Source organism: Streptomyces sp. NPDC048606 (assembly GCF_040650855.1).
Taxonomy (GTDB): Bacteria; Actinomycetota; Actinomycetes; order Streptomycetales; family Streptomycetaceae; genus Streptomyces.
The window spans coordinates 17,891-34,789 of the sequence record NZ_JBEZIB010000001.1; the positions used below are offsets into that span (position 1 = coordinate 17,891).

The 16,899-nt window shown below is 75.6% G+C and carries 15 protein-coding genes and 1 pseudogene; 8 read left to right on the top strand and 8 right to left on the bottom strand.

Annotated elements, in window-relative coordinates; genetic code table 11:
• The first annotated feature begins 122 nt into the window (after positions 1–122).
• Complete coding sequence (locus AB0D01_RS00065; protein ID WP_363053033.1) at positions 123–458, top strand: hypothetical protein; 336 nt, start codon at positions 123–125, stop codon at positions 456–458.
• Here the strand turns inward: AB0D01_RS00065 and AB0D01_RS00070 are convergent.
• The 4 genes from AB0D01_RS00070 to AB0D01_RS00085 all read right to left on the bottom strand — a co-directional run bounded on the left by AB0D01_RS00070 (position 406) and on the right by AB0D01_RS00085 (position 7,701).
• Positions 406–1,176, bottom strand: coding sequence for an SDR family NAD(P)-dependent oxidoreductase (locus tag AB0D01_RS00070; RefSeq protein WP_363052440.1), 771 nt, complete (start codon positions 1,174–1,176; stop codon positions 406–408). The two genes, AB0D01_RS00065 and AB0D01_RS00070, sit on opposite strands and share 53 nt — an antisense overlap.
• A 36-nt stretch (positions 1,177–1,212) precedes the next feature.
• The gene (locus tag AB0D01_RS00075; RefSeq protein ID WP_363052441.1) at positions 1,213–2,034 is read right to left on the bottom strand and encodes a DNA-formamidopyrimidine glycosylase family protein; all 822 of its coding nucleotides are present in this window, start codon (positions 2,032–2,034) and stop codon (positions 1,213–1,215) included.
• Between the two features lie 186 nt (positions 2,035–2,220).
• Complete coding sequence (locus AB0D01_RS00080; RefSeq protein WP_363052443.1) at positions 2,221–2,934, bottom strand: hypothetical protein; 714 nt, start codon at positions 2,932–2,934, stop codon at positions 2,221–2,223.
• Between the two features lie 165 nt (positions 2,935–3,099).
• Entirely contained in the window at positions 3,100–7,701 is a 4,602-nt protein-coding gene (locus AB0D01_RS00085; RefSeq protein WP_363052444.1) for an ATP-dependent helicase, read from the bottom strand.
• Positions 7,702–7,781: 80 nt separating this feature from the next.
• Here AB0D01_RS00085 and AB0D01_RS00090 point away from each other — a divergent pair.
• The 3 genes and pseudogenes from AB0D01_RS00090 (at position 7,782) to AB0D01_RS00100 (ending at position 9,833) form a co-directional block, all read left to right on the top strand.
• Positions 7,782–8,619, top strand: a pseudogene (locus tag AB0D01_RS00090) (AraC family transcriptional regulator).
• Positions 8,620–8,829: 210 nt separating this feature from the next.
• Positions 8,830–9,528: an AzlC family ABC transporter permease gene (locus AB0D01_RS00095; RefSeq protein WP_363052446.1), complete on the top strand. Its 699-nt coding sequence runs from the start codon at positions 8,830–8,832 to the stop codon at positions 9,526–9,528.
• Complete coding sequence (locus tag AB0D01_RS00100; RefSeq protein WP_363052448.1) at positions 9,525–9,833, top strand: AzlD domain-containing protein; 309 nt, start codon at positions 9,525–9,527, stop codon at positions 9,831–9,833. The genes AB0D01_RS00095 and AB0D01_RS00100 overlap by 4 nt, the downstream gene beginning before the upstream one ends.
• On the opposite strand, the gene AB0D01_RS00105 is transcribed toward AB0D01_RS00100, so the two are convergent.
• The gene (locus tag AB0D01_RS00105; protein WP_363052450.1) at positions 9,802–10,749 is read right to left on the bottom strand and encodes a hypothetical protein; all 948 of its coding nucleotides are present in this window, start codon (positions 10,747–10,749) and stop codon (positions 9,802–9,804) included. The two genes, AB0D01_RS00100 and AB0D01_RS00105, sit on opposite strands and share 32 nt — an antisense overlap.
• A gap of 81 nt (positions 10,750–10,830) precedes the next feature.
• Between AB0D01_RS00105 and AB0D01_RS00110 the strand changes: the two genes are divergently transcribed.
• Positions 10,831–11,025 carry a DUF3046 domain-containing protein gene (locus tag AB0D01_RS00110; RefSeq protein WP_363052452.1) on the top strand — a complete coding sequence of 65 codons (195 nt, stop codon included), beginning with the start codon at positions 10,831–10,833 and terminating at the stop codon, positions 11,023–11,025.
• A gap of 351 nt (positions 11,026–11,376) precedes the next feature.
• Positions 11,377–12,507 (top strand): AI-2E family transporter, encoded by a 1,131-nt coding sequence (locus AB0D01_RS00115; protein ID WP_363053034.1) that lies wholly within the window; start codon positions 11,377–11,379, stop codon positions 12,505–12,507.
• Here AB0D01_RS00115 and AB0D01_RS00120 read toward each other — a convergent pair.
• The gene (locus AB0D01_RS00120) at positions 12,419–13,219 is read right to left on the bottom strand and encodes a Clp protease N-terminal domain-containing protein (RefSeq protein ID WP_363052454.1); all 801 of its coding nucleotides are present in this window, start codon (positions 13,217–13,219) and stop codon (positions 12,419–12,421) included. The genes AB0D01_RS00115 and AB0D01_RS00120 overlap by 89 nt on opposite strands.
• 172 nt (positions 13,220–13,391) lie before the next feature.
• On the opposite strand from AB0D01_RS00120, the gene AB0D01_RS00125 reads away from it, so the two are divergent.
• On the top strand, positions 13,392–13,946 hold the full coding sequence (locus AB0D01_RS00125) for an HPP family protein (RefSeq protein WP_363052456.1): 555 nt from the start codon (positions 13,392–13,394) through the stop codon (positions 13,944–13,946).
• An 86-nt stretch (positions 13,947–14,032) separates the two neighbouring features.
• Here AB0D01_RS00125 and AB0D01_RS00130 read toward each other — a convergent pair whose 3' ends face one another.
• Positions 14,033–14,458 (bottom strand): hypothetical protein, encoded by a 426-nt coding sequence (locus AB0D01_RS00130; RefSeq protein ID WP_363052458.1) that lies wholly within the window; start codon positions 14,456–14,458, stop codon positions 14,033–14,035.
• A 294-nt stretch (positions 14,459–14,752) separates the two neighbouring features.
• On the opposite strand from AB0D01_RS00130, the gene AB0D01_RS00135 reads away from it, so the two are divergent.
• A complete protein-coding gene (locus AB0D01_RS00135) occupies positions 14,753–15,661 on the top strand; it encodes a serine protease (protein WP_363052460.1) in 909 nt (302 codons plus the stop codon).
• Between the two features lie 68 nt (positions 15,662–15,729).
• Here AB0D01_RS00135 and AB0D01_RS00140 read toward each other — a convergent pair whose 3' ends face one another.
• A complete protein-coding gene (locus AB0D01_RS00140) occupies positions 15,730–16,686 on the bottom strand; it encodes a helix-turn-helix domain-containing protein (RefSeq protein WP_363052462.1) in 957 nt (318 codons plus the stop codon).
• Positions 16,687–16,899 lie beyond the last annotated feature (213 nt).

Genomic DNA, 16,899 nt, shown 5'->3' on the forward strand with positions numbered 1-16,899 from the left:
TCGCCGTGCCGGGGTCGTTGGCGGGGCGCCGCGCGGGTGTTCTGGGTGCGGGCGCGGGGGCGGTGCGGGAGGATGGGGCCGTCCGTGAACCGGCCCGCTGGGAGGTCGCCGTGCGGCGGTTACTGCACATACCTCCGACCGTGGCCCTCGCGGTGGCCGTGGGCGCCCTGTGGTGGTGGGCCGTCCTGAGGCTGGCGCTGGCGCCGGACGAGGCCGGGCCCGTGGAGGGCGCGGTGGCGGTGGGCGGCTGGGGGCTGGGGCTCCTGCCGGTGCACTGCGCGCCCTGGCGGCCGGTGGCCCGGCGGCGGGGGAATGCCGCCCGGGATGCCGGCGGGGCGGGCGCGGGGCCCGACGGGGCGAGGGGCGAGGGCGTCGCGGGGTGGCGTCCGCGCGGGGGCCGGGAGGTCACCAGGGCATCGACACTCCCCCGTTCGGGCGAAGGATCTGGCCCGTCATGAACGAAGAGGCGTCGGAGGCCAGGTAGAGGACCGCTTGAGCGATGTCCTCGGGTTCGCCGACCCGCCGCAGCGGCGACATCCGGACCATGGCCGCCTCCGTCTGCTCCTGGACCACGGGGTCGTGCCGGGCGGTCATGGGGGTGCGGATCCACCCCGGAGCGACCGCGTTCACGCGGATCCCGTGCGGGCCGCTCTCCGTGGCGAGGGTCCGGGTCAGCTGGACCACCGCCGCCTTGGCCGCGCTGTAGCAGAGCAGGCCGGGTTGGGCGGCGTCCACGGCGCCGGAGGCCATGGTGATCACCGAACCGGGCCGGCCGGCCGCGATCATGGCCCGGACCGCCTCCTGGCAGGTGCGCAGGACGCCCTTGAAGTTGATGTCGAGGATCCGGTCGAGGTCCTCGTCGGTGGTCTCCAGGACGCTGCTCGTGTGCATGACCCCCGCGATGGCGGCCGTGATGTCGAGGGGGCCCGCGGCGGCGACGGCGGCCCGCAGGGCGGCCCGGTCGGTGACGTCGAGGGGGTGGGCGCGGCCGAGGCCGCCGGCCGCGGCGATCAGGTCGACGGTGTCGGCGAGGCCGCGCTCGTCGCGGTCGGCGCAGTGCACGGCCGCGCCGGCGCCGGCGAGGAGGAGGGCGGTGGCGCGGCCTATGCCGCCGGCGGCTCCGGTGACGAGGGCGGTGCGGCCGGTCAGGTCGTACGGGGCGTGGGGTGTGGGCATGCCGGGACCGTACGAGCGGACCTGACGGGTCGTCAACTATGCGGCGGGGTCGTTCGGGGTCGGCCCCGTCTGGCAGCGGGGGCACCAGTACGTGGGGCGGTCGTCCTGGGGGGCCTCGCGGACGGGGGTGCCGCAGCGCAGGCAGGGGCGGCGGGCGCGGCCGTAGACGAACAGCTCCCGGCCCGGGCGCCGGCTGCCGGTGGTGTTGCGCCGGCCCGACCGGTCGGAGTCGCCGATGTTCGCGGCCAGCAGGCGCTGCGCGGCGGACGCCAGGCGGGGCAGGGTGGTCGGCGGATCGGGGAGCGCGCCGACCGGGGTCCAGGGGGTGACCTGGGCGAGGAAGCAGAGCTCGGCCTTGTAGATGTTGCCGATGCCCGCCAGGTTGCGCTGGTCCAGCAGGGCCTCGCCGAGCGGGCGCCCGGGGTCGGCCAGGAGGTTCGCCGCGGCGCGGGCGGGGTCCCAGTCGGGGCCGAGGAGGTCGGGGCCCAGGTGGCCCACCACCCGGTCCTCGTCGCGGGTGCGCAGCAGCTCCAGGACGGGCAGGCGGTAGCCGACGGCGGTGGCGTGCGCGGTGGCCAGCACGGCCCGGATCTCGTGGACGGGGCCGCCGTGCCACGGCCGGCCGGGGGCGAAGACGTGCCAGGCGCCGTCCATGCGCAGGTGGCTGTGGAGGGTGAGGCCGCCTTCGATGCGGGCGAGGAGGTGCTTGCCGCGCGGGGTGACGTCGAGGGTGGTGCGGCCGGTGAGGTCGGCGGTGGCGAAGCGGGGGACGCGCAGGTCGAAGACGGTCAGCGGGCTGCCGGCGAGGGCGGCGTGCAGGCGGGCCGCCGCGCGGTGGACGCTGTCTCCTTCGGGCACCCCGCCATTGTCCCTCGCGGGGCCCCGAGGCGGGGCGGGGAGCCCGGGCGGGTGTCGTGCCGGCGCGGTGGCGCGGTGGCGTCGTGGGGCGTGTCGTGGCGGGGAGGGGGCGGGCGGCCCCCCCCCGGGGCGGGTCCTCGCCCCGGGGGTCGGTCCTCGGGCGGCCGGTGGGCGGCGCCGGGGCCCCTACTTCCAGACGAGGCCCTTGTTCTTGTTCAGCGAGTTGTACGGGTCCCCCCAGTACTCGGCGCCGGAGACCTTGGTCTGCGCGGACGGGGCCAGGGCCACGGCGCAGCTGGTCTGGGTCTTGCCGTTGGTGAACCCCTTGGGCAGGGACTCGTTCGGGCACTTCTCGAACTTGCCGATGATCGAGACGCCCTGTGCCTCGGAGCCGTCCCCGAGGAGGCCCTTGATGTGGCCCACGGAGGAGTAGGACAGGTCCGTCGTGCCGGTGTTCTTGACCGAGTAGCGGATGTAGTAGGGGATCATCCCCTTGACCTTGTCGCCCAGCTTGAGGACGTCCAGGTCGGCCGGGTCGCCCTGCTCGATCGCGGTGACGGCCAGGGCGATCTGGCCGCCCTTGTTGTTGCCGTAGCTGAACGGGACCGTCGCGGCCTCGCCGATCTTGAAGGTCTGGCCCGACTTGGCCGTGCCGCCCGCGCCCGCCTCGGCTCCGCCGGCCGGGGCACTGGCGCTCGCGCCGGTGCTCGGGGCCGCCGAGCCGGCGGGCTGCGCGGCGGGGTCGGAGGGGGCGGAGGACTGGCCGGCCGACGCGGCCGCCGAGGGCTGGGCGGGGGAGAGCTCTTCGTTGCCGTCCTTGCAGCCCGTCAGGACGAGGGTGCCGGCGACCGCCAGACCGACCGAGGCCAGGGTGGTCTTGCGCATGCTGATGGTGCTCACTTCTCTTGTCCCCCATGGTGGTGTGCGTTCCACTGCGTCGAACGCGACGTGTGTGACCACCTTGATAAAGCACGGATAAGCGATTCGGTCGCCCTGCCGGCATCCGGCGACCGACTCGTGACATGCCCAAGACATAAGATGCGCGGTCGATACCGTCGGGCGCGCTCAGTCGCGCAGGCGCAGCCCCCGCGGGGTGGCGTGGAACCCGGCCGTCTCCAGGGCGGAGCCGAACGGCGAGGTCAGGGCCGCCGCCGTGTTGATCCGCTCCACCGTCAGCGTCGGCAGACCGCCCGAGCGGGAGGCCGCCACCAGGGCCGCCGCGGCCGCCGCCAGACGGGGATCCGCCGGCTCCGGCGGCCACGCCAGCAGCGTCTTCCCGCCGCGCTCCAGGTACAGCGTCAGCTCCCCGTCGACCAGCACCACCAGCGAGCCCGCCTTGCGGCCCGGCTTGTGCGTGGCCCCGGCCGGCGGCTCCGGCCAGGGCAGGGCCGCGCCGTAGGCGTTCGCCGGATCGGCGGCCGCGAGGACCACCGCCGCCAACGGGGGCGGCGTATGCTCGGCCGCCCGCAGCCGGTCCACCGCCCCGTCCATCGCGAACTGGGCCGCGCCCAGCCCCTCCACCACGTACCCCCGCCGGGCCTGCCCGCTGTCCTCGAACGCCGACAGGATCCGGTAGACCGCGCTGAAGCCGCCCTCGACGCCCTCCGCGGCCACCGCGCCCCGCGTGACCACCCCGTGCCGGTCCAGCAGCGTCCGGGCCAGGGCGTGGGCGCGGTGCGTCGGGTCGGGCGCCGGCGCCGGCAGCAGCGACCAGCGGCCGGAGACCGTGGGCGGTCCGCTACGGGTCACCGTGGCCCCCAGCGTGCCGTACCGGCCGCGCGGGACCGTACGCCGGGCCCGGTGCGCGGTGGCGCCGGCGGTGCGGCCCGAGCCCAACAGGGACCGCAGCGGCGCCAGGCTGTCGTTCGTCAGCCGGCCCGACCAGGCGAGGTCCCACACCACCGAGGACAGGGCCGCGTCCGAGACCTCCGGCCGGTGGGCCCGCACGGCGTCGGTGAGCTGGCGGAAGAAGAGGCCGTAACCGCCCGCGAGGGCGTCGAGCACGGCCCGGTGCAGCTCCGTCAGCTCCAGCGGGTGCGGCTCGGGCAGCAACAGGGGGGCCGCCTCCGCCAGGTACAGGGAGATCCAGCCGTCCTTGCCCGCCAGCGCCCCGGCCCCCGCCCACACCACCTCCCCGCTGGTCGTCAACTCGTCCAGCAGGCCCGGGGCGTAGCCCGCCACCCGCGAGGGCAGCACCAGCCGCTCCAACGCCGACGCCGGGACCGGCGCGCCCTGGAGCTGCTCCACCGCCCGGGCCAGGCCGTCGATCCCGCGCAGCCCGCCGCCCAGGTGCTGCCACTGCGGCAGGAAGACGGCCAGCGACGCGGGCGGCACCGGCTCCAGCTCCTGGCGCAGCGCGGCCAGCGATCTGCGCCGCAGCCTGCGCAACACCGCCGCGTCGCACCACTCCTGGCCGATGCCCGCCGGATGGAACTCGCCCTGCACCAGCCGGCCCGCCGCCGCCAGCCGGTGCAGCGCGCCCTCCGTCACCGCCGCGCCCAGGCCGAAGCGGGCCGCCGCGACGGCCGTGGTGAACGGCCCGTGCGTCCGGGCGTACCGGGCCAGGAGATCGCCCAGCGGATCCTTCACCGGCTCGGTGAACGCCTCCGGCACCCCGACCGGCAGCGCCGTGCCCAGCGCGTCCCGCAGCCGGCCGGCGTCCTCCACCGCGGCCCAGTGCTCGGCGCCGCCGATCCGCACCCTGATGGCCCGCCGGGCCGTCTCCAGCTCCCGCGCCCAGGCCGCCTCGGCGCCCCGCGCGGCCAACTCAGCCTCCGTCAGCGGGCCCAGCAGGCGCAGCAGGTCGGCCACCGACTCGGCGTCCTTGGCCCGCCGCTCCTCGGTGAGCCACCCCAGCTCGCGCTCCAGCTCCTCCAGCACCTCGGCGTCGAGGAGTTCGCGCAGCTCCGCCTGGCCGAGCAGCTCGGCCAGCAGCCGGGAGTCCAGCGAGAGCGCCGCCGCCCTGCGCTCGGCGAGCGGCGAGTCCCCCTCGTAGAGGAACTGGGCGACGTAACCGAACAGCAGGGAGCGGGCGAAGGGGGAGGGCTCGGGCGTGGTGACCTCGACCAGACGGACCCGCCGGGCCTCGACGTCCCCCATCAGCTCGGTCAGCCCCGGCACGTCGAACACGTCCTGGAGGCACTCCCGTACGGCCTCCAACACGATCGGGAACGAACCGAACTCCGAGGCCACCTGGAGCAGCTGCGCCGCACGCTGGCGCTGCTGCCACAACGGCGTGCGCCGGCCGGGGTCGCGGCGCGGCAGCAGCAGGGCGCGGGCGGCGCACTCGCGGAAACGGGAGGCGAACAGGGCGGAGCCGCCCACCTGGTCGGTGACGATCCCGCCGATCTCGCCCTGGTCGAAGGTGACGTCGGCGGCGCCCAGGGGGGCCTGTCCGTCGTCGAACTCGAAGGAGGGCGCCGCCACGTGCGCCGGATCGTGGTCGAGGAGGTCCATGCCGAGCAGGTCGGCGTCCGGCAGGCGCAGCACGATGCCGTCGTCGGCGTGCATGACCTGCGCGTCCATTCCGTAGCGCTCGGCGAGGCGGGCGCCGAGGGCGAGCGCCCACGGGGCGTGCACCTGCGCGCCGAACGGGGAGTGGACCACGACGCGCCAGTCGCCCAGCTCGTCGCGGAAGCGCTCCACGACGATGGTCCGGTCGTCCGGCACGTGCCCGCAGGCCTCGCGCTGTTCGGCGAGGTAGGCGATGACGTTCTCCGCGGCCCAGGCGTCCAGTCCGGCCGCCAGCAGCCGCAGCCGGGCGTCCTCGGCGCCGAGCGCGCCCAGCTCGCGCAGGAACGCGCCGACCGCCCGGCCCAGTTCGAGGGGGCGGCCCAGCTGGTCCCCCTTCCAGAAGGGCAGCCGGCCCGGCACTCCGGGGGCCGGGGTGACCAGGACCCGGTCGCGGGTGATGTCCTCGATCCGCCAGGAGGTGGTGCCCAGGGTGAACACGTCCCCCACGCGGGACTCGTACACCATCTCCTCGTCCAGCTCGCCGACCCGGCCGCCGCCCTTCTTCGGGTCGGAGCCCGCGAGGAACACGCCGAACAGTCCCCGGTCGGGGATCGTGCCGCCGGAGGTCACCGCGAGGCGCTGGGCCCCCGGCCGGCCGGTGATCGTCCCCGCCACCCGGTCCCACACCACCCGCGGTCTCAGCTCGGCGAAGGCGTCCGAGGGGTAGCGGCCCGCCAGCATGTCCAGCACCGCCGTGAACGCCGACTCGGGCAGTGCGGCGAAGGGCGCGGCCCGCCGCACCAGGGCCAGCAGGTCGTCCAGCTGCCAGGTGTCCATCGCCGTCATCGCGACGAGCTGCTGGGCCAGGACGTCGAGCGGATTGGAGGGGACGCGCAGGGACTCGATGGCGCCGACGCGCATCCTCTCGGTCACCACGGCCGCCTGCACCAGGTCGCCGCGGTACTTGGGGAACACCACGCCCGTGGAGACCGCGCCGACCTGGTGCCCGGCGCGGCCCACCCGCTGGAGCCCGGAGGCCACCGACGGCGGCGACTCCACCTGCACCACCAGGTCGACGGCGCCCATGTCGATGCCCAGCTCCAGGCTCGACGTCGCCACCACGGCCGGCAGCCGGCCCGCCTTGAGGTCCTCCTCGACCAGTGCCCGCTGTTCCTTGGACACCGAGCCGTGGTGCGCGCGGGCCAGCAGCGGCGGGGCGCCGTGCGCGGCGCCCGACTGGGCCATGATCTCGGCGGGCGGGGGCGCCCCCTGGCCGAGGGTCTCGCCCGTCGCCCGCTCGTACGCGATCTCGTTGAGCCGGTTGCACAGCCGCTCCGCGAGGCGGCGGGAGTTGGCGAACACGATCGTCGAGCGGTGGGCCTGGACGAGGTCCGCGATCCGCTCCTCGACCTGCGGCCAGATCGACGGCCGATCTCCCCCTTCGCGGCCCTCGGAGGCCGGGGAGCCGCCCAACTCGCCCATGTCCTCGACCGGGACGACCACCGACAGGTCGAACTCCTTGTCCGAAGGCGGCTGCACGATCTCCACCCGGCCGCGCGGCGCCAGGTAGCGGGCCATCTCCTCCACCGGACGGACCGTCGCCGACAGGCCGATCCGGCGCGCCGGCCGCGGCAGCAACGCGTCCAACCGCTCCAGGGAGAGCGCCAGGTGGGCGCCCCTCTTGGTGCCCGCCACGGCGTGCACCTCGTCCAGGATCACCGTCTCCACGCCCGCCAGGGCCTCCCGGGCCGAGGAGGTCAGCATCAGGAACAGCGACTCGGGCGTGGTGATCAGGATGTCCGGCGGTCTCGTCGACAGCGCCCGGCGCTCGGCGGGCGGGGTGTCCCCGGAACGGATCCCCACCCGGACCTCGGGCTCCGGCAGGCCGAGCCGCGCCGACTCCTGCCGGATCCCGGTCAGGGGACTGCGCAGGTTGCGCTCCACGTCGACGGCGAGGGCCTTCAGCGGCGACACGTACAGCACCCGGCAGCGCTTGCGGGCCTCGGCGGGCGGCGGGGTCGACGCCAGCCGGTCCAGGGCGGCGAGGAACGCGGCCAGCGTCTTGCCGGAGCCGGTCGGGGCCACGACGAGCACGTCCGCCCCCTCGCCGATGGCCCGCCAGGCCCCCTCCTGCGCGGCCGTCGGCGAGTCGAAGGCCCCCGAGAACCAGGAGCGGGTCGCGGGCGAGAACGAGTCGAGCGCGGAGCGTGCCATCCCACCATCCTGCACCCGCCCACCGACAACGCCCCGGACCTGGGCAAACACCGGCGCCGGGCGGGGCGCAGAATGGGGGGATGGGGAGCGCCGAGGGCAACGGGGAGTGGGCACGGCACTGGCGGTACGCGCAGCTGCCCGGCCTCGACCTGCTGCGCGCCCACTACGTGCGCCACACCTTCCCGCGCCACGCCCACGACGGGTACGTCATCGCGGCCGTCACCGGCGGCGTCGAGGAGATCGGCCTGCCCGGGGGAGTGGTCCGGGCCGGGCCGGGCAGCGTCGTGCTGATCAACCCGGAGGTCGCGCACACGGCGCGCGCCGGCGTGCCCGAGGGCTGGGCCTACGCCACCCTCTACCCCTCCCGCGCCCTGATCACCGAGGTCGCCGCCGAGCTGGGCACCCTGCGCGGCACCCCCGGTTTCACCACCGACATGGTCGCCGACGCGCAGGCCTCGCGGGCCATCACCGAGGTGCACCGGGCCGCCGAGTCGGGCAACGCGCTCGCCGCCGACACCCTGCTGCGGGGCGTGGTGGCGCGGATGCTTGGCCGGCACGCGGGCCCGCTGCCCGCCCGTACGGCCCGCGGCGCGGGCGCGGCCGACGCCGAACGGGCCCGGGAGGTGCTGGAGGGGCGGATGGCGGACCCGCCCTCCCTGGAGCGGCTCGCGGCGGAGCTCGGCACCAGCCCCTTCGCCCTGCTGCGGGCCTTCCGCGCGCGGTACGGGATGCCGCCGCACACCTGGCTCACCGACGCCCGGGTCCGGCGGGCGCGCGCTCCTCGACGCGGGCACGGCCCCGGCGGAGGCGGCCGTCGCCGTCGGGTTCACGGACCAGCCGCACCTGAACCGGCACTTCACCCGCATCGTGGGCGTCCCGCCGGGCGCCTACCGCAGGGAGCGGGCCCGGGAGGACTGACGCGCCGCCCCCCCGGCGCGGGGGCGCGTGCGGGGGCGTCCGGGCGGGCGCGGACGCGGTGCGGGCCTCGTTCCGGCCGCGGGCCCGCGGCCGGTGCCCTAGGGGGCGAAGCGGGCGCGGACGCGGCGGAGGCCGCCGCGACGTGCAAGAACGTACAAGACCCCGACCCGCCGGCCTGCGTACGTTCGGGGCGTGGGAGAAACTCGGATCGTGACACAGGAGACCCCTGCGGGGGTCGACGCCGGCCGGCCGCGCGCCGCCGTGGTACGGGACGCGCTCGGCGTGGGGGTGGCCGTAGGGCTGTCCGGATTCGCCTTCGGCGTGACCGCGGCGGGAGCCGGCATCAGCGCCCTCCAGGCCTGCGTGCTGAGCCTGCTGGTCTTCACCGGCGCCTCGCAGTTCGCGCTGGTCGGAGCCCTCGCGGCGGGCGGCAACCCGTTCACCGCCGCCGCCGGCGCCTTCTTCCTCGGCACCCGCAACGCCTTCTACGGCCTGCGCCTGTCGCAGCTGCTCGCGCTGCCCCGCGCGGCGAAGCCCTTCGCCGCCCACTGGGTGATCGACGAGACCACCGCCGTGGCCCTCGCCCAGCCCGACCGCAAGTCGGCCCGGCTCGGCTTCACCGTCACCGGGCTCACGCTCTACGTGCTGTGGAACCTGACCACCCTGCTCGGCGCGCTCGGCGCCGAGGCCATCGGCGACACCGCCGCCTGGGGGCTGGACGCCGCCGGGCCCGCCGTGTTCCTGGCCCTGCTCGCGCCGATGCTCAAGACCGGCACCGAGCGGGCCGTCGCCGCCCTCGCCCTGGTCCTCGGGCTGGGCTTCCTGCCGGTGCTGCCCGCCGGGGTGCCGGTCCTGGTCGCCGCGCTCGCCGCGCCCGCCGTGCTGTGGATGAAGGGACGCCGCCCGTGAACGTCTGGATCGCCATCGGGCTCACCGTCGTCGGCTGCTACGCCGTCAAGCTCGCCGGGCTGCTCGTGCCCGCCGCCGCCCTGGAACGGCCGACGGTGCGCAGGCTGGCCGCCCTGCTGCCGGTGGCGCTGCTGGCCGCGCTCACCGCCCAGCAGACCTTCAGCACCGGCAGCGCGCTCGTCGTCGACGCCCGCGCCGCCGGGCTGGCCGCCGCCGGCCTCGCCCTGCTGCTGCGGGCCCCGTTCCTCGTCGTGGTCGCCGCGGCCGTCGTGGTCACCGCGGGAGTGCGGGCCCTGGGGGGCTGACCGCGCCCAGGGGCCGCCCGTACGCCCGCAGCGTCAGCAGCGCCTCCAGGGTCGCGATCGGACGCCGCTCCAGGGAGCTGCCCGGGGCCCAGGCCCGGCGGTGCACCGGCCAGCCGCCGTCCGGCTGCTGCTCGGCGCCGAGGAAGTCCAGCGAACGCCGCATCTCCTCGTCGGTGAACCAGCCCCGGGCCAGCGACTCGGGCCGGCGGGCGTAGTCGTGCGGGAACAGCGGCTCGCCGGGGGCGCGGCCCGGGGACGGCGGGTACTCCTCGGCGCGGGCCGGGTCCAGCACCGCGAGGCGCAGCTCGCGCACCAGCCGGCCCAGCCGGTCGGCCGCCGCCGTCGCGCGGGGCCGGTCGGGCACCCCGTCGAGGAAGGCCACCGCGCCCAGCACCTCGTACGGGGTCGCCCGGCGCAGCGTCTCGACGCGCTCCCAGCAGAAGTCCGTGGCCCGGAACAGCCACGCGTGCCAGATCCGGTTGCGGTGCAGCACCCCCACGACCGGGCCCGTCGTCAGCAGCTCGCCCGGCGGGTCGTCGCGCACCGGGTGGTACGGGGCCGTCGGGTAGGCGCGCGGGGCGGGGACGACCAGCGGCAGCGCGCCGTCGGGCGTCGAGATCCGGGTCAGGTGGTGGCACAGCCGCTCCACGCGCCGGCCCGCGCACCGGCCGAGGCCGTCGAGGATCCGCAGGGCGTGCGCCGTGTGCAGGGGCTGGCTCAGCGGGCCGCGCAGGTCGGGGTCGAGGGCGTGCCCGTAGCCGCCGTCGTCGCCCAGGTACGCGCCGAGGGCCGCGTCGACCGGGTCGGCGTCGCCGCCGAGGAAGTGGAACGCGAACCGGCGCTGCTCCAGCACGCGGGCCGTGAGCCAGATGAACTGCTCGGCGCGGGCCAGCGGGGAGGCTTCGTCTCCAGGCATGCGAGAAACCGTAGGCGCAGGAGAGGCGGCCGGGAGGGGCGAACGGGACCGGTGCACTCTCCGGGGCGGGATACTGGGGGCATGCGGTTGACGATTTTCTGGGAGCGGATGGCCGAGCACTTCGGCTCCTCCTACGCGGACTCCTTCGCCCGGGACCACGTGATGACCGAGCTCGGCGGACTCACCGTCCACCAGGCGCTCGAAGCGGGCTGGGAGACCAAGGACGTGTGGCGCGCGGTGTGTTCGGCGATGGACGTGCCCGCCTCGCTGCGCTGAACCGGCCCCGCCGGGCGGCCGCTTCGTGGTTCGGGCGGCCGGTGGGACAGACTGGGCCGCGTGGCAGCGACAGACGAGACGACCCGCCCGCGCGGCCGGGACCCCGAGGACGTGACGACCCCGGCGACGCCGGAATCCGCCGAGAACCCGCAGGCCGGGGACGTGCGCGGGGAGCCGGCGGCCGGGGCGCGGGGCGCGGCGGGAGGCGGGCCGCACGCCCCGGGTGCTCGCGAGGACGCGGCGGCGGGCGCTGCCGGCGCCGCGGGTGCGACGCCGCCCTGGCCGCCGGACCCGGCCGGGCCCGGCGGTCCCGGGGGCCGGGTGCCCGGCGCGGCCGGGGCGGACGCCCGCATGCCGCGCTGGCTGCCGCGCGCGGTGATCCTCGTACTGGCCCTCGTGGCCTGCTTCCAGCTCGGCAGTTGGGCCTTCCACCAGCTGATCGGGCTGCTCCTCAACATCCTGATCGCGTTCTTCCTCGCGCTCGCCGTGGAGCCGGCCGTGGCCCGGATGGCGGCCCGCGGCATGCGGCGCGGACTCGCCACCTTCCTGGTGTTCCTCACCGTGTTCGTGGCGGTGGCCGGCTTCCTCGCGCTGCTCGGCTCGATGCTCGCCGGGCAGATCGTCGCCATGGTCGAGGGCTTTCCGCGCTACCTCGACTCGGTGATCGACTCGATCAACTCGACCTTCCGCACCGAGCTGTCCCGGCTGGAGATCCAGGACAGCCTGCTGCGCTCCGACTGGTTGCAGAAGTACGTCCAGAACAGCGCGAGCGGGGTCCTCGACGTGTCGGCCACCGTGCTCGGCGGGCTCTTCCGCCTGCTGACGGTCGGCCTGTTCTCCTTCTACTTCGCCGCCGACGGCCCCCGGCTGCGCCGCGCGCTGTGCTCCGTACTGCCCCCCGCCAAGCAGGCGGAGGTGCTGCGGGCCTGGGAGATCGCCGTCGCGAAGACCGGCGGGTACCTCTACTCCCGGGGCCTGATGGCGCTGATCTCCGGGGTCGCGCACTACGTCCTGTTCGTGATCCTGGACGTGCCGTACGCGCCCGCCCTCGCGGTGTGGGTGGGGCTGGTGTCGCAGTTCATCCCCACCATCGGCACCTACCTGGCGGGCGCGCTGCCGACGCTGATCGCCTTCACGGTCAATCCCTGGTACGCCCTGTACGTGCTCGGGTTCGTGGTGGTCTACCAGCAGTTCGAGAACTACGTCCTGCAACCCAAGCTGACCTCGAAGACCGTCGACATCCATCCGGCCGTGGCCTTCGGTTCGGTCGTCGCGGGCACCGCCCTGATGGGCGCGGTCGGGGCGCTGATCGCGATCCCGGCCGTCGCCACCCTCCAGGCCTTCCTCGGTGCCTACGTCAGGCGGTACGAGGTCGCCGAGCCCGGCGACGGTGCTACGACGGGCGCTGGTCGCCGGGTTCGCCCGGTTCGCTCGGTCCGGTCGGTCCGTTGGCGTCGAGGAGGCCGGACAGGAGCGAGCTGATCTCGGCCTCGACGGCGGCCTTGTCGACGCCGAGGACCGCGCTCAGCACGCCGTCGCCGTCCTCCAGTTCGAGGAGGGCGAGCAGGACGTGCTCGGTGCCCACGTAGTCGTGGCCCAGGCGCAGGGCCTCGCGGAAGGTGAGCTCCAGGGCCTTCCGCGAGGAGAGGTCGAAGGGGATCATCTCGGGGACCTCGGCCGCCGCCACGCCCTCGGGCAGATGGGCGGTGGCCGCCGCGCGGACGTCCTCGGGGGCGACCCCCTGCGTGCGCAGGGCGTGCGCGGCGAGGCCCTGGGGCTCGGCGAGCAGACCGAGCAGCAGGTGTTCCGTGCGGATCTCCGCGTGGCCGCCGGCGCGGGCCTCCTCCTGGGCGGCCACGACGACGTTGCGGGCGCGGGGGGTGAACCGGCCGAAGCCCTGGGCGGACTGCGGGTCGGCCGCCTTGTCCTCCTTGGGGACGAAGCGCTTCTGGGCGGCCTGGCGCGTGACGCCCATGCTGCGGCCGATGTCGGTCCAGGAGGCGCCGGACCGGCGGGCCTGGTCGACGAAGTGGCCGATGAGGTGGTCGGCGACGTCCCCGAGGTGCTCGGCCGCGACGACGGCGCCGCTGAGCTGCTCCAGGGTGTCGGTGTGGACCTTCTTGATGGCCTCGATCAGGTCGTCGAGGCGTACCGGATTGGTCATGCGGACGGGTTCCACGGGAGGGTTCGTCATGGAGGCAACCCTAGGTTGACGCTGCGAGGAGTGTCAACCCTGAGTTGTCACTCGGGGGGTGTCGTGGGTCGCGGCGGGGGCGGGGCGCGGCGGGGCGGAGCGGGGTGGGGTCGCGGTCGTGCGGCCCGCGCGTATAGGCCGGGGATACGGGGGCGCCGTAGACCTGGCGGTCATGAGTGTGGATACGAGTACCGAGCGGATCGGCGCGGAGCCCGGCCGCGCCACCCTGCGGGCCTTCGCCGGTCGGGCCCCCGCGCCCGCCTCGCCCGCGCCGGCCGCGGCCCTGCACAGCGGAGGCGTCGCGGCGGCCGCGCTGCTCGCGCTCGTGGGGATCGGCGCGCTGCTGCACGAGCCGGTGTTGATCCCGCCGATCGCGGCGAGCGCGGCGATCGTCTACGGGGTGCCCGCGCTCCCGTTGGCCCAGCCGCGCAGCGTCGTCGCGGGGCACCTGCTGTGCGCGGCGGTCGGCTATGTGGGGCTGGCGCTGCTGGGGCGCGCGCCCTGGGTGGCCGCGCTCGCGGCGGGCGTCGCGGTGGGGGTCATGACCCTGGCCCGGACCCCGCATTCGCCGGCGGCCGCGACCACGGTGGTGGTGGTCCTCCAGGCGCCGGATCCGGTCGTCTTCGTACCGCTGTTGACGGGGGCGGCGGTGTTGCTGGTGCTGGCCGGCATGGCCGCGTCGAGGGCGCGGCGGGGGGCCGTCCGCTATCCCGTGTACTGGTGGTGAGGTGACCCCGGCCCGGCCGGGGGCAGGGGTGGCGGAGCGGCGGAGGGGGGCTGGGGACGGGTCCCCCTCCGCCGCGGTGCGGTCCGTCAGGCCGCGGGCTGGGACTGGCCGCCGAGCAGGCCCAACAGCTGGTCCATCTCGCCCCGCCAGTTGCGGTGCACGTTCATCCGGGTCGGCGCGGCCTGGCCGGGGAGCTGCATGCGGAACGAGCTCCAGATGGCGTTGCGCTTGATCTCGCTCACGGTGCCGACGGCCTCGGCCGGCGGTATCGCGAACACGATCTCCTGCGGGCGGTTGCTCATCCGACTCGCCCGGTGGAGCACCACGGCCTGCTCGGTGACGGTCACGAAGTAGTAGGTGAGGAAGGCCTGGCCGATGAGGCCGAGCATGCTCATCAACCACACGCTGGGGCCCGCGACGGCCTGGATCGTGACGATGGGTCGGTCGGTGGGGTTCGCCTGGGCGAGGGCGTCCGCCACCTGCTGCTGGATGGTGGCCTTCTTGACGGCCATGGGTCCTCCTGAGCGGAATTTCACGGTCCCCCGGTCGGGGGCACCGCAGGGTACCGGCCCCGTGCGGCGGGGGGTCGGGCGGCCCGAGGACGTGGCCCAAGCGCCCCGGAATGATGCCCTCCGCCCGCCTCGTGGGTGTTGGGGCGATTGGCGCCGGAAGGGGGCAAGAGCGTTTCCGGCCGGCCTCGTTCCGCAACTCCCCATGCCCTCTTGTGAGTTGGATTCCCCGGACAAACAATGCGCATGACAACCGAAGGATCTTCGGTCGCATCGTCACCAGAGGGGAACCCCCACATGAACAAGCCTCTCGCCGGCGTCGTGCTCTCCCTGCTCCTGACCGGAGTCGCGGCGGCGCCCGCCGTGGCCTCCCATCAGGGCGCGGACCGCCCCGACGCCGCAACGCCCGCCTCCGCCCCGGCCGTCGCGGCCCCCGCCGCCGCGGGCCCCGCCACCGACTCCGCCTCGGCCGCCGCCGTCACCTACGCCGGGACGGTCGCGCTGAGCAACTGTTCCGGCTCCGTCGTCCGCGCCCCCGGCTCCCAGCCGAACGACCCCGCGCTCGTCCTCTCCAACGGGCACTGCCTGGAGACCGGGTTCCCCGCCGCCGGCGAGGTCATCGTCAACCGCTCCTCCAGCCGTACGTTCTCGCTGCTCAACGCCGCCGGCTCGAAGGTGGCGACGCTGCGGGCCAACAAGATCGCGTACGGGACGATGACGGACACGGACGTCTCGCTCTACCAACTCACCACCACCTACGCGCAGATCCAGAGCCAGTACGGCATCAGCGCGCTGACGCTGAACGACGTCCGTCCCGCCCAGGGCTCCGCCATCAAGGTGGTGTCCGGGTACTGGAAGCGCACCTACAGCTGCAACGTCGACGGCTTCGCCTACCGGCTCAAGGAAGGCGCCTGGACCTGGAAGGACTCCGTCCGCTACACCTCCTCCTGCAACACCATCGGCGGCACGTCGGGCTCGCCCGTGATCGACACCACCACCGGCAAGGTGGTCGCCGTCAACAACACGGGCAACGAGAGCGGCGGACGCTGCACGGACAACAACCCCTGCGAGGTCGACCAGAGCGGCAACGTGACCGTGCGCCGGGGCATCAACTACGGCCAGCAGACGTACACCCTCGTGCCCTGCATCGGCCCCGGCAGCCAGATCGACCTGAACCGCCCCGGGTGCGCCGTGCCGAAGCCGTAACGGCCCGGACGCGTCAGGTCCCCCCGCCCGACGGTCACGGCGGTCGGGCGGGGGGACCCGGCGCGGCCCTACCCCCTGTGGGTGAAGGAGCGGCGGTAGGCGCGGGGCGGTACGCCCCGGCGCTCCACGAACCGTTCGCGCAGGACGGCCGCGCTGCCGTAGCCCACCCGGCGGGCGACCTCCTCGACCGGCAGGTCGGTGGTCTCCAGCAGCTCCTCGGCGGCGCTCAGGCGCAGCTCCCGCAGCCAGGCGTGCGGGGTGGTGCCGGTGGCGGCGGCGAAGCGCCGGGCGAAGGACCGTTTGCTCATCACGGCCCGGCGGGCCAACTCCGCCACCGGGAGCGGCTCGTGCAGGTGCGCGCGGGCCCAGGCGAGGACGTCCGCGAGGCGCTCGTCCTCACCGTCCTCCGGGACCGGGGCGGCCAGGTACTGGGCCTGGCCGCCGTCCCGGTGGGAGGGCAGCACCATGTCCCGGGCGATGTGGTTGGCCATGGCGGCCCCGTGCTCCCGTCGGATCAGGTGCAGGCACAGGTCGAAGCCCGCGGCGGCGCCCGCGCCCGTGGTGACGCGCCCCTCGTCGAGGTACAGGGCCTCGGGCTCGACGGTGACCTCCGGATAGCTCCGGGCCAGCAGCCCGGCGAAGCGCCAGTGGGTGGTGGCCCGACGGCCGTCGAGGAGGCCGGCCGCGGCGAGCGCGAAGGCGCCGACGCAGTGCGCGGCGACCAGGGCCCCGCGCGCGTGCGCGGCCGACAGGGCGTCGAGGACGGCGGGCGCGGGCGGCGTACGGAAACCGGCCCCCGGGAGGGCGATCACCAGATCGGCGGCGGCCAGCCGGTCCAGGCCGTGCCCGATCGCCAGCGGTACGCCGAGGTCGGTCGGTACGTTTCCGGGCCGGTCCGCGCAGAGGGCGAAGTCGAAGCCGGGCACCGCCTCCCCGTGCGGGCCGAACACCTCCGCGACGATGCCGACGGCCAGCATGCCGACTCCGGGCGGGACGTACGCGGCGACGGTGGTGAAGGCGGGCATGCCCGGAGTATGCCGGCGGGCCGGCCGTTTTCCCGTGGTCGTGGGGATCGGTGCCGGCGGGGTCGGCGGTGCCGGGGCGGCCTTCCGTGCCCTCCCGTGCCCTCCCGGTGTCCTTCCCGTGTGCGGCGCCGCGCCACCGCGGGTCCCGTCCGTCGTTGTACGGGGGCACCGGACTCCGCCCGGGCCGGGGGCGGCGCGGCGCGCTTGACAGGG

Coding starts and splice junctions, on each gene's coding strand:
- AB0D01_RS00070 (WP_363052440.1), bottom strand. CDS start 1,176: ATGCCCACACCCCACGCCCCGTACGACCTGACCGGCCGCACCGCCCTC.
- AB0D01_RS00085 (WP_363052444.1), bottom strand. CDS start 7,701: ATGGCACGCTCCGCGCTCGACTCGTTCTCGCCCGCGACCCGCTCCTGG.
- AB0D01_RS00105 (WP_363052450.1), bottom strand. CDS start 10,749: ATGCCTGGAGACGAAGCCTCCCCGCTGGCCCGCGCCGAGCAGTTCATC.
- AB0D01_RS00110 (WP_363052452.1), top strand. CDS start 10,831: ATGCGGTTGACGATTTTCTGGGAGCGGATGGCCGAGCACTTCGGCTCC.
- AB0D01_RS00115 (WP_363053034.1), top strand. CDS start 11,377: ATGCCGCGCTGGCTGCCGCGCGCGGTGATCCTCGTACTGGCCCTCGTG.
- AB0D01_RS00120 (WP_363052454.1), bottom strand. CDS start 13,219: ATGACGAACCCTCCCGTGGAACCCGTCCGCATGACCAATCCGGTACGC.
- AB0D01_RS00125 (WP_363052456.1), top strand. CDS start 13,392: ATGAGTGTGGATACGAGTACCGAGCGGATCGGCGCGGAGCCCGGCCGC.
- AB0D01_RS00130 (WP_363052458.1), bottom strand. CDS start 14,458: ATGGCCGTCAAGAAGGCCACCATCCAGCAGCAGGTGGCGGACGCCCTC.
- AB0D01_RS00135 (WP_363052460.1), top strand. CDS start 14,753: ATGAACAAGCCTCTCGCCGGCGTCGTGCTCTCCCTGCTCCTGACCGGA.
- AB0D01_RS00140 (WP_363052462.1), bottom strand. CDS start 16,686: ATGCCCGCCTTCACCACCGTCGCCGCGTACGTCCCGCCCGGAGTCGGC.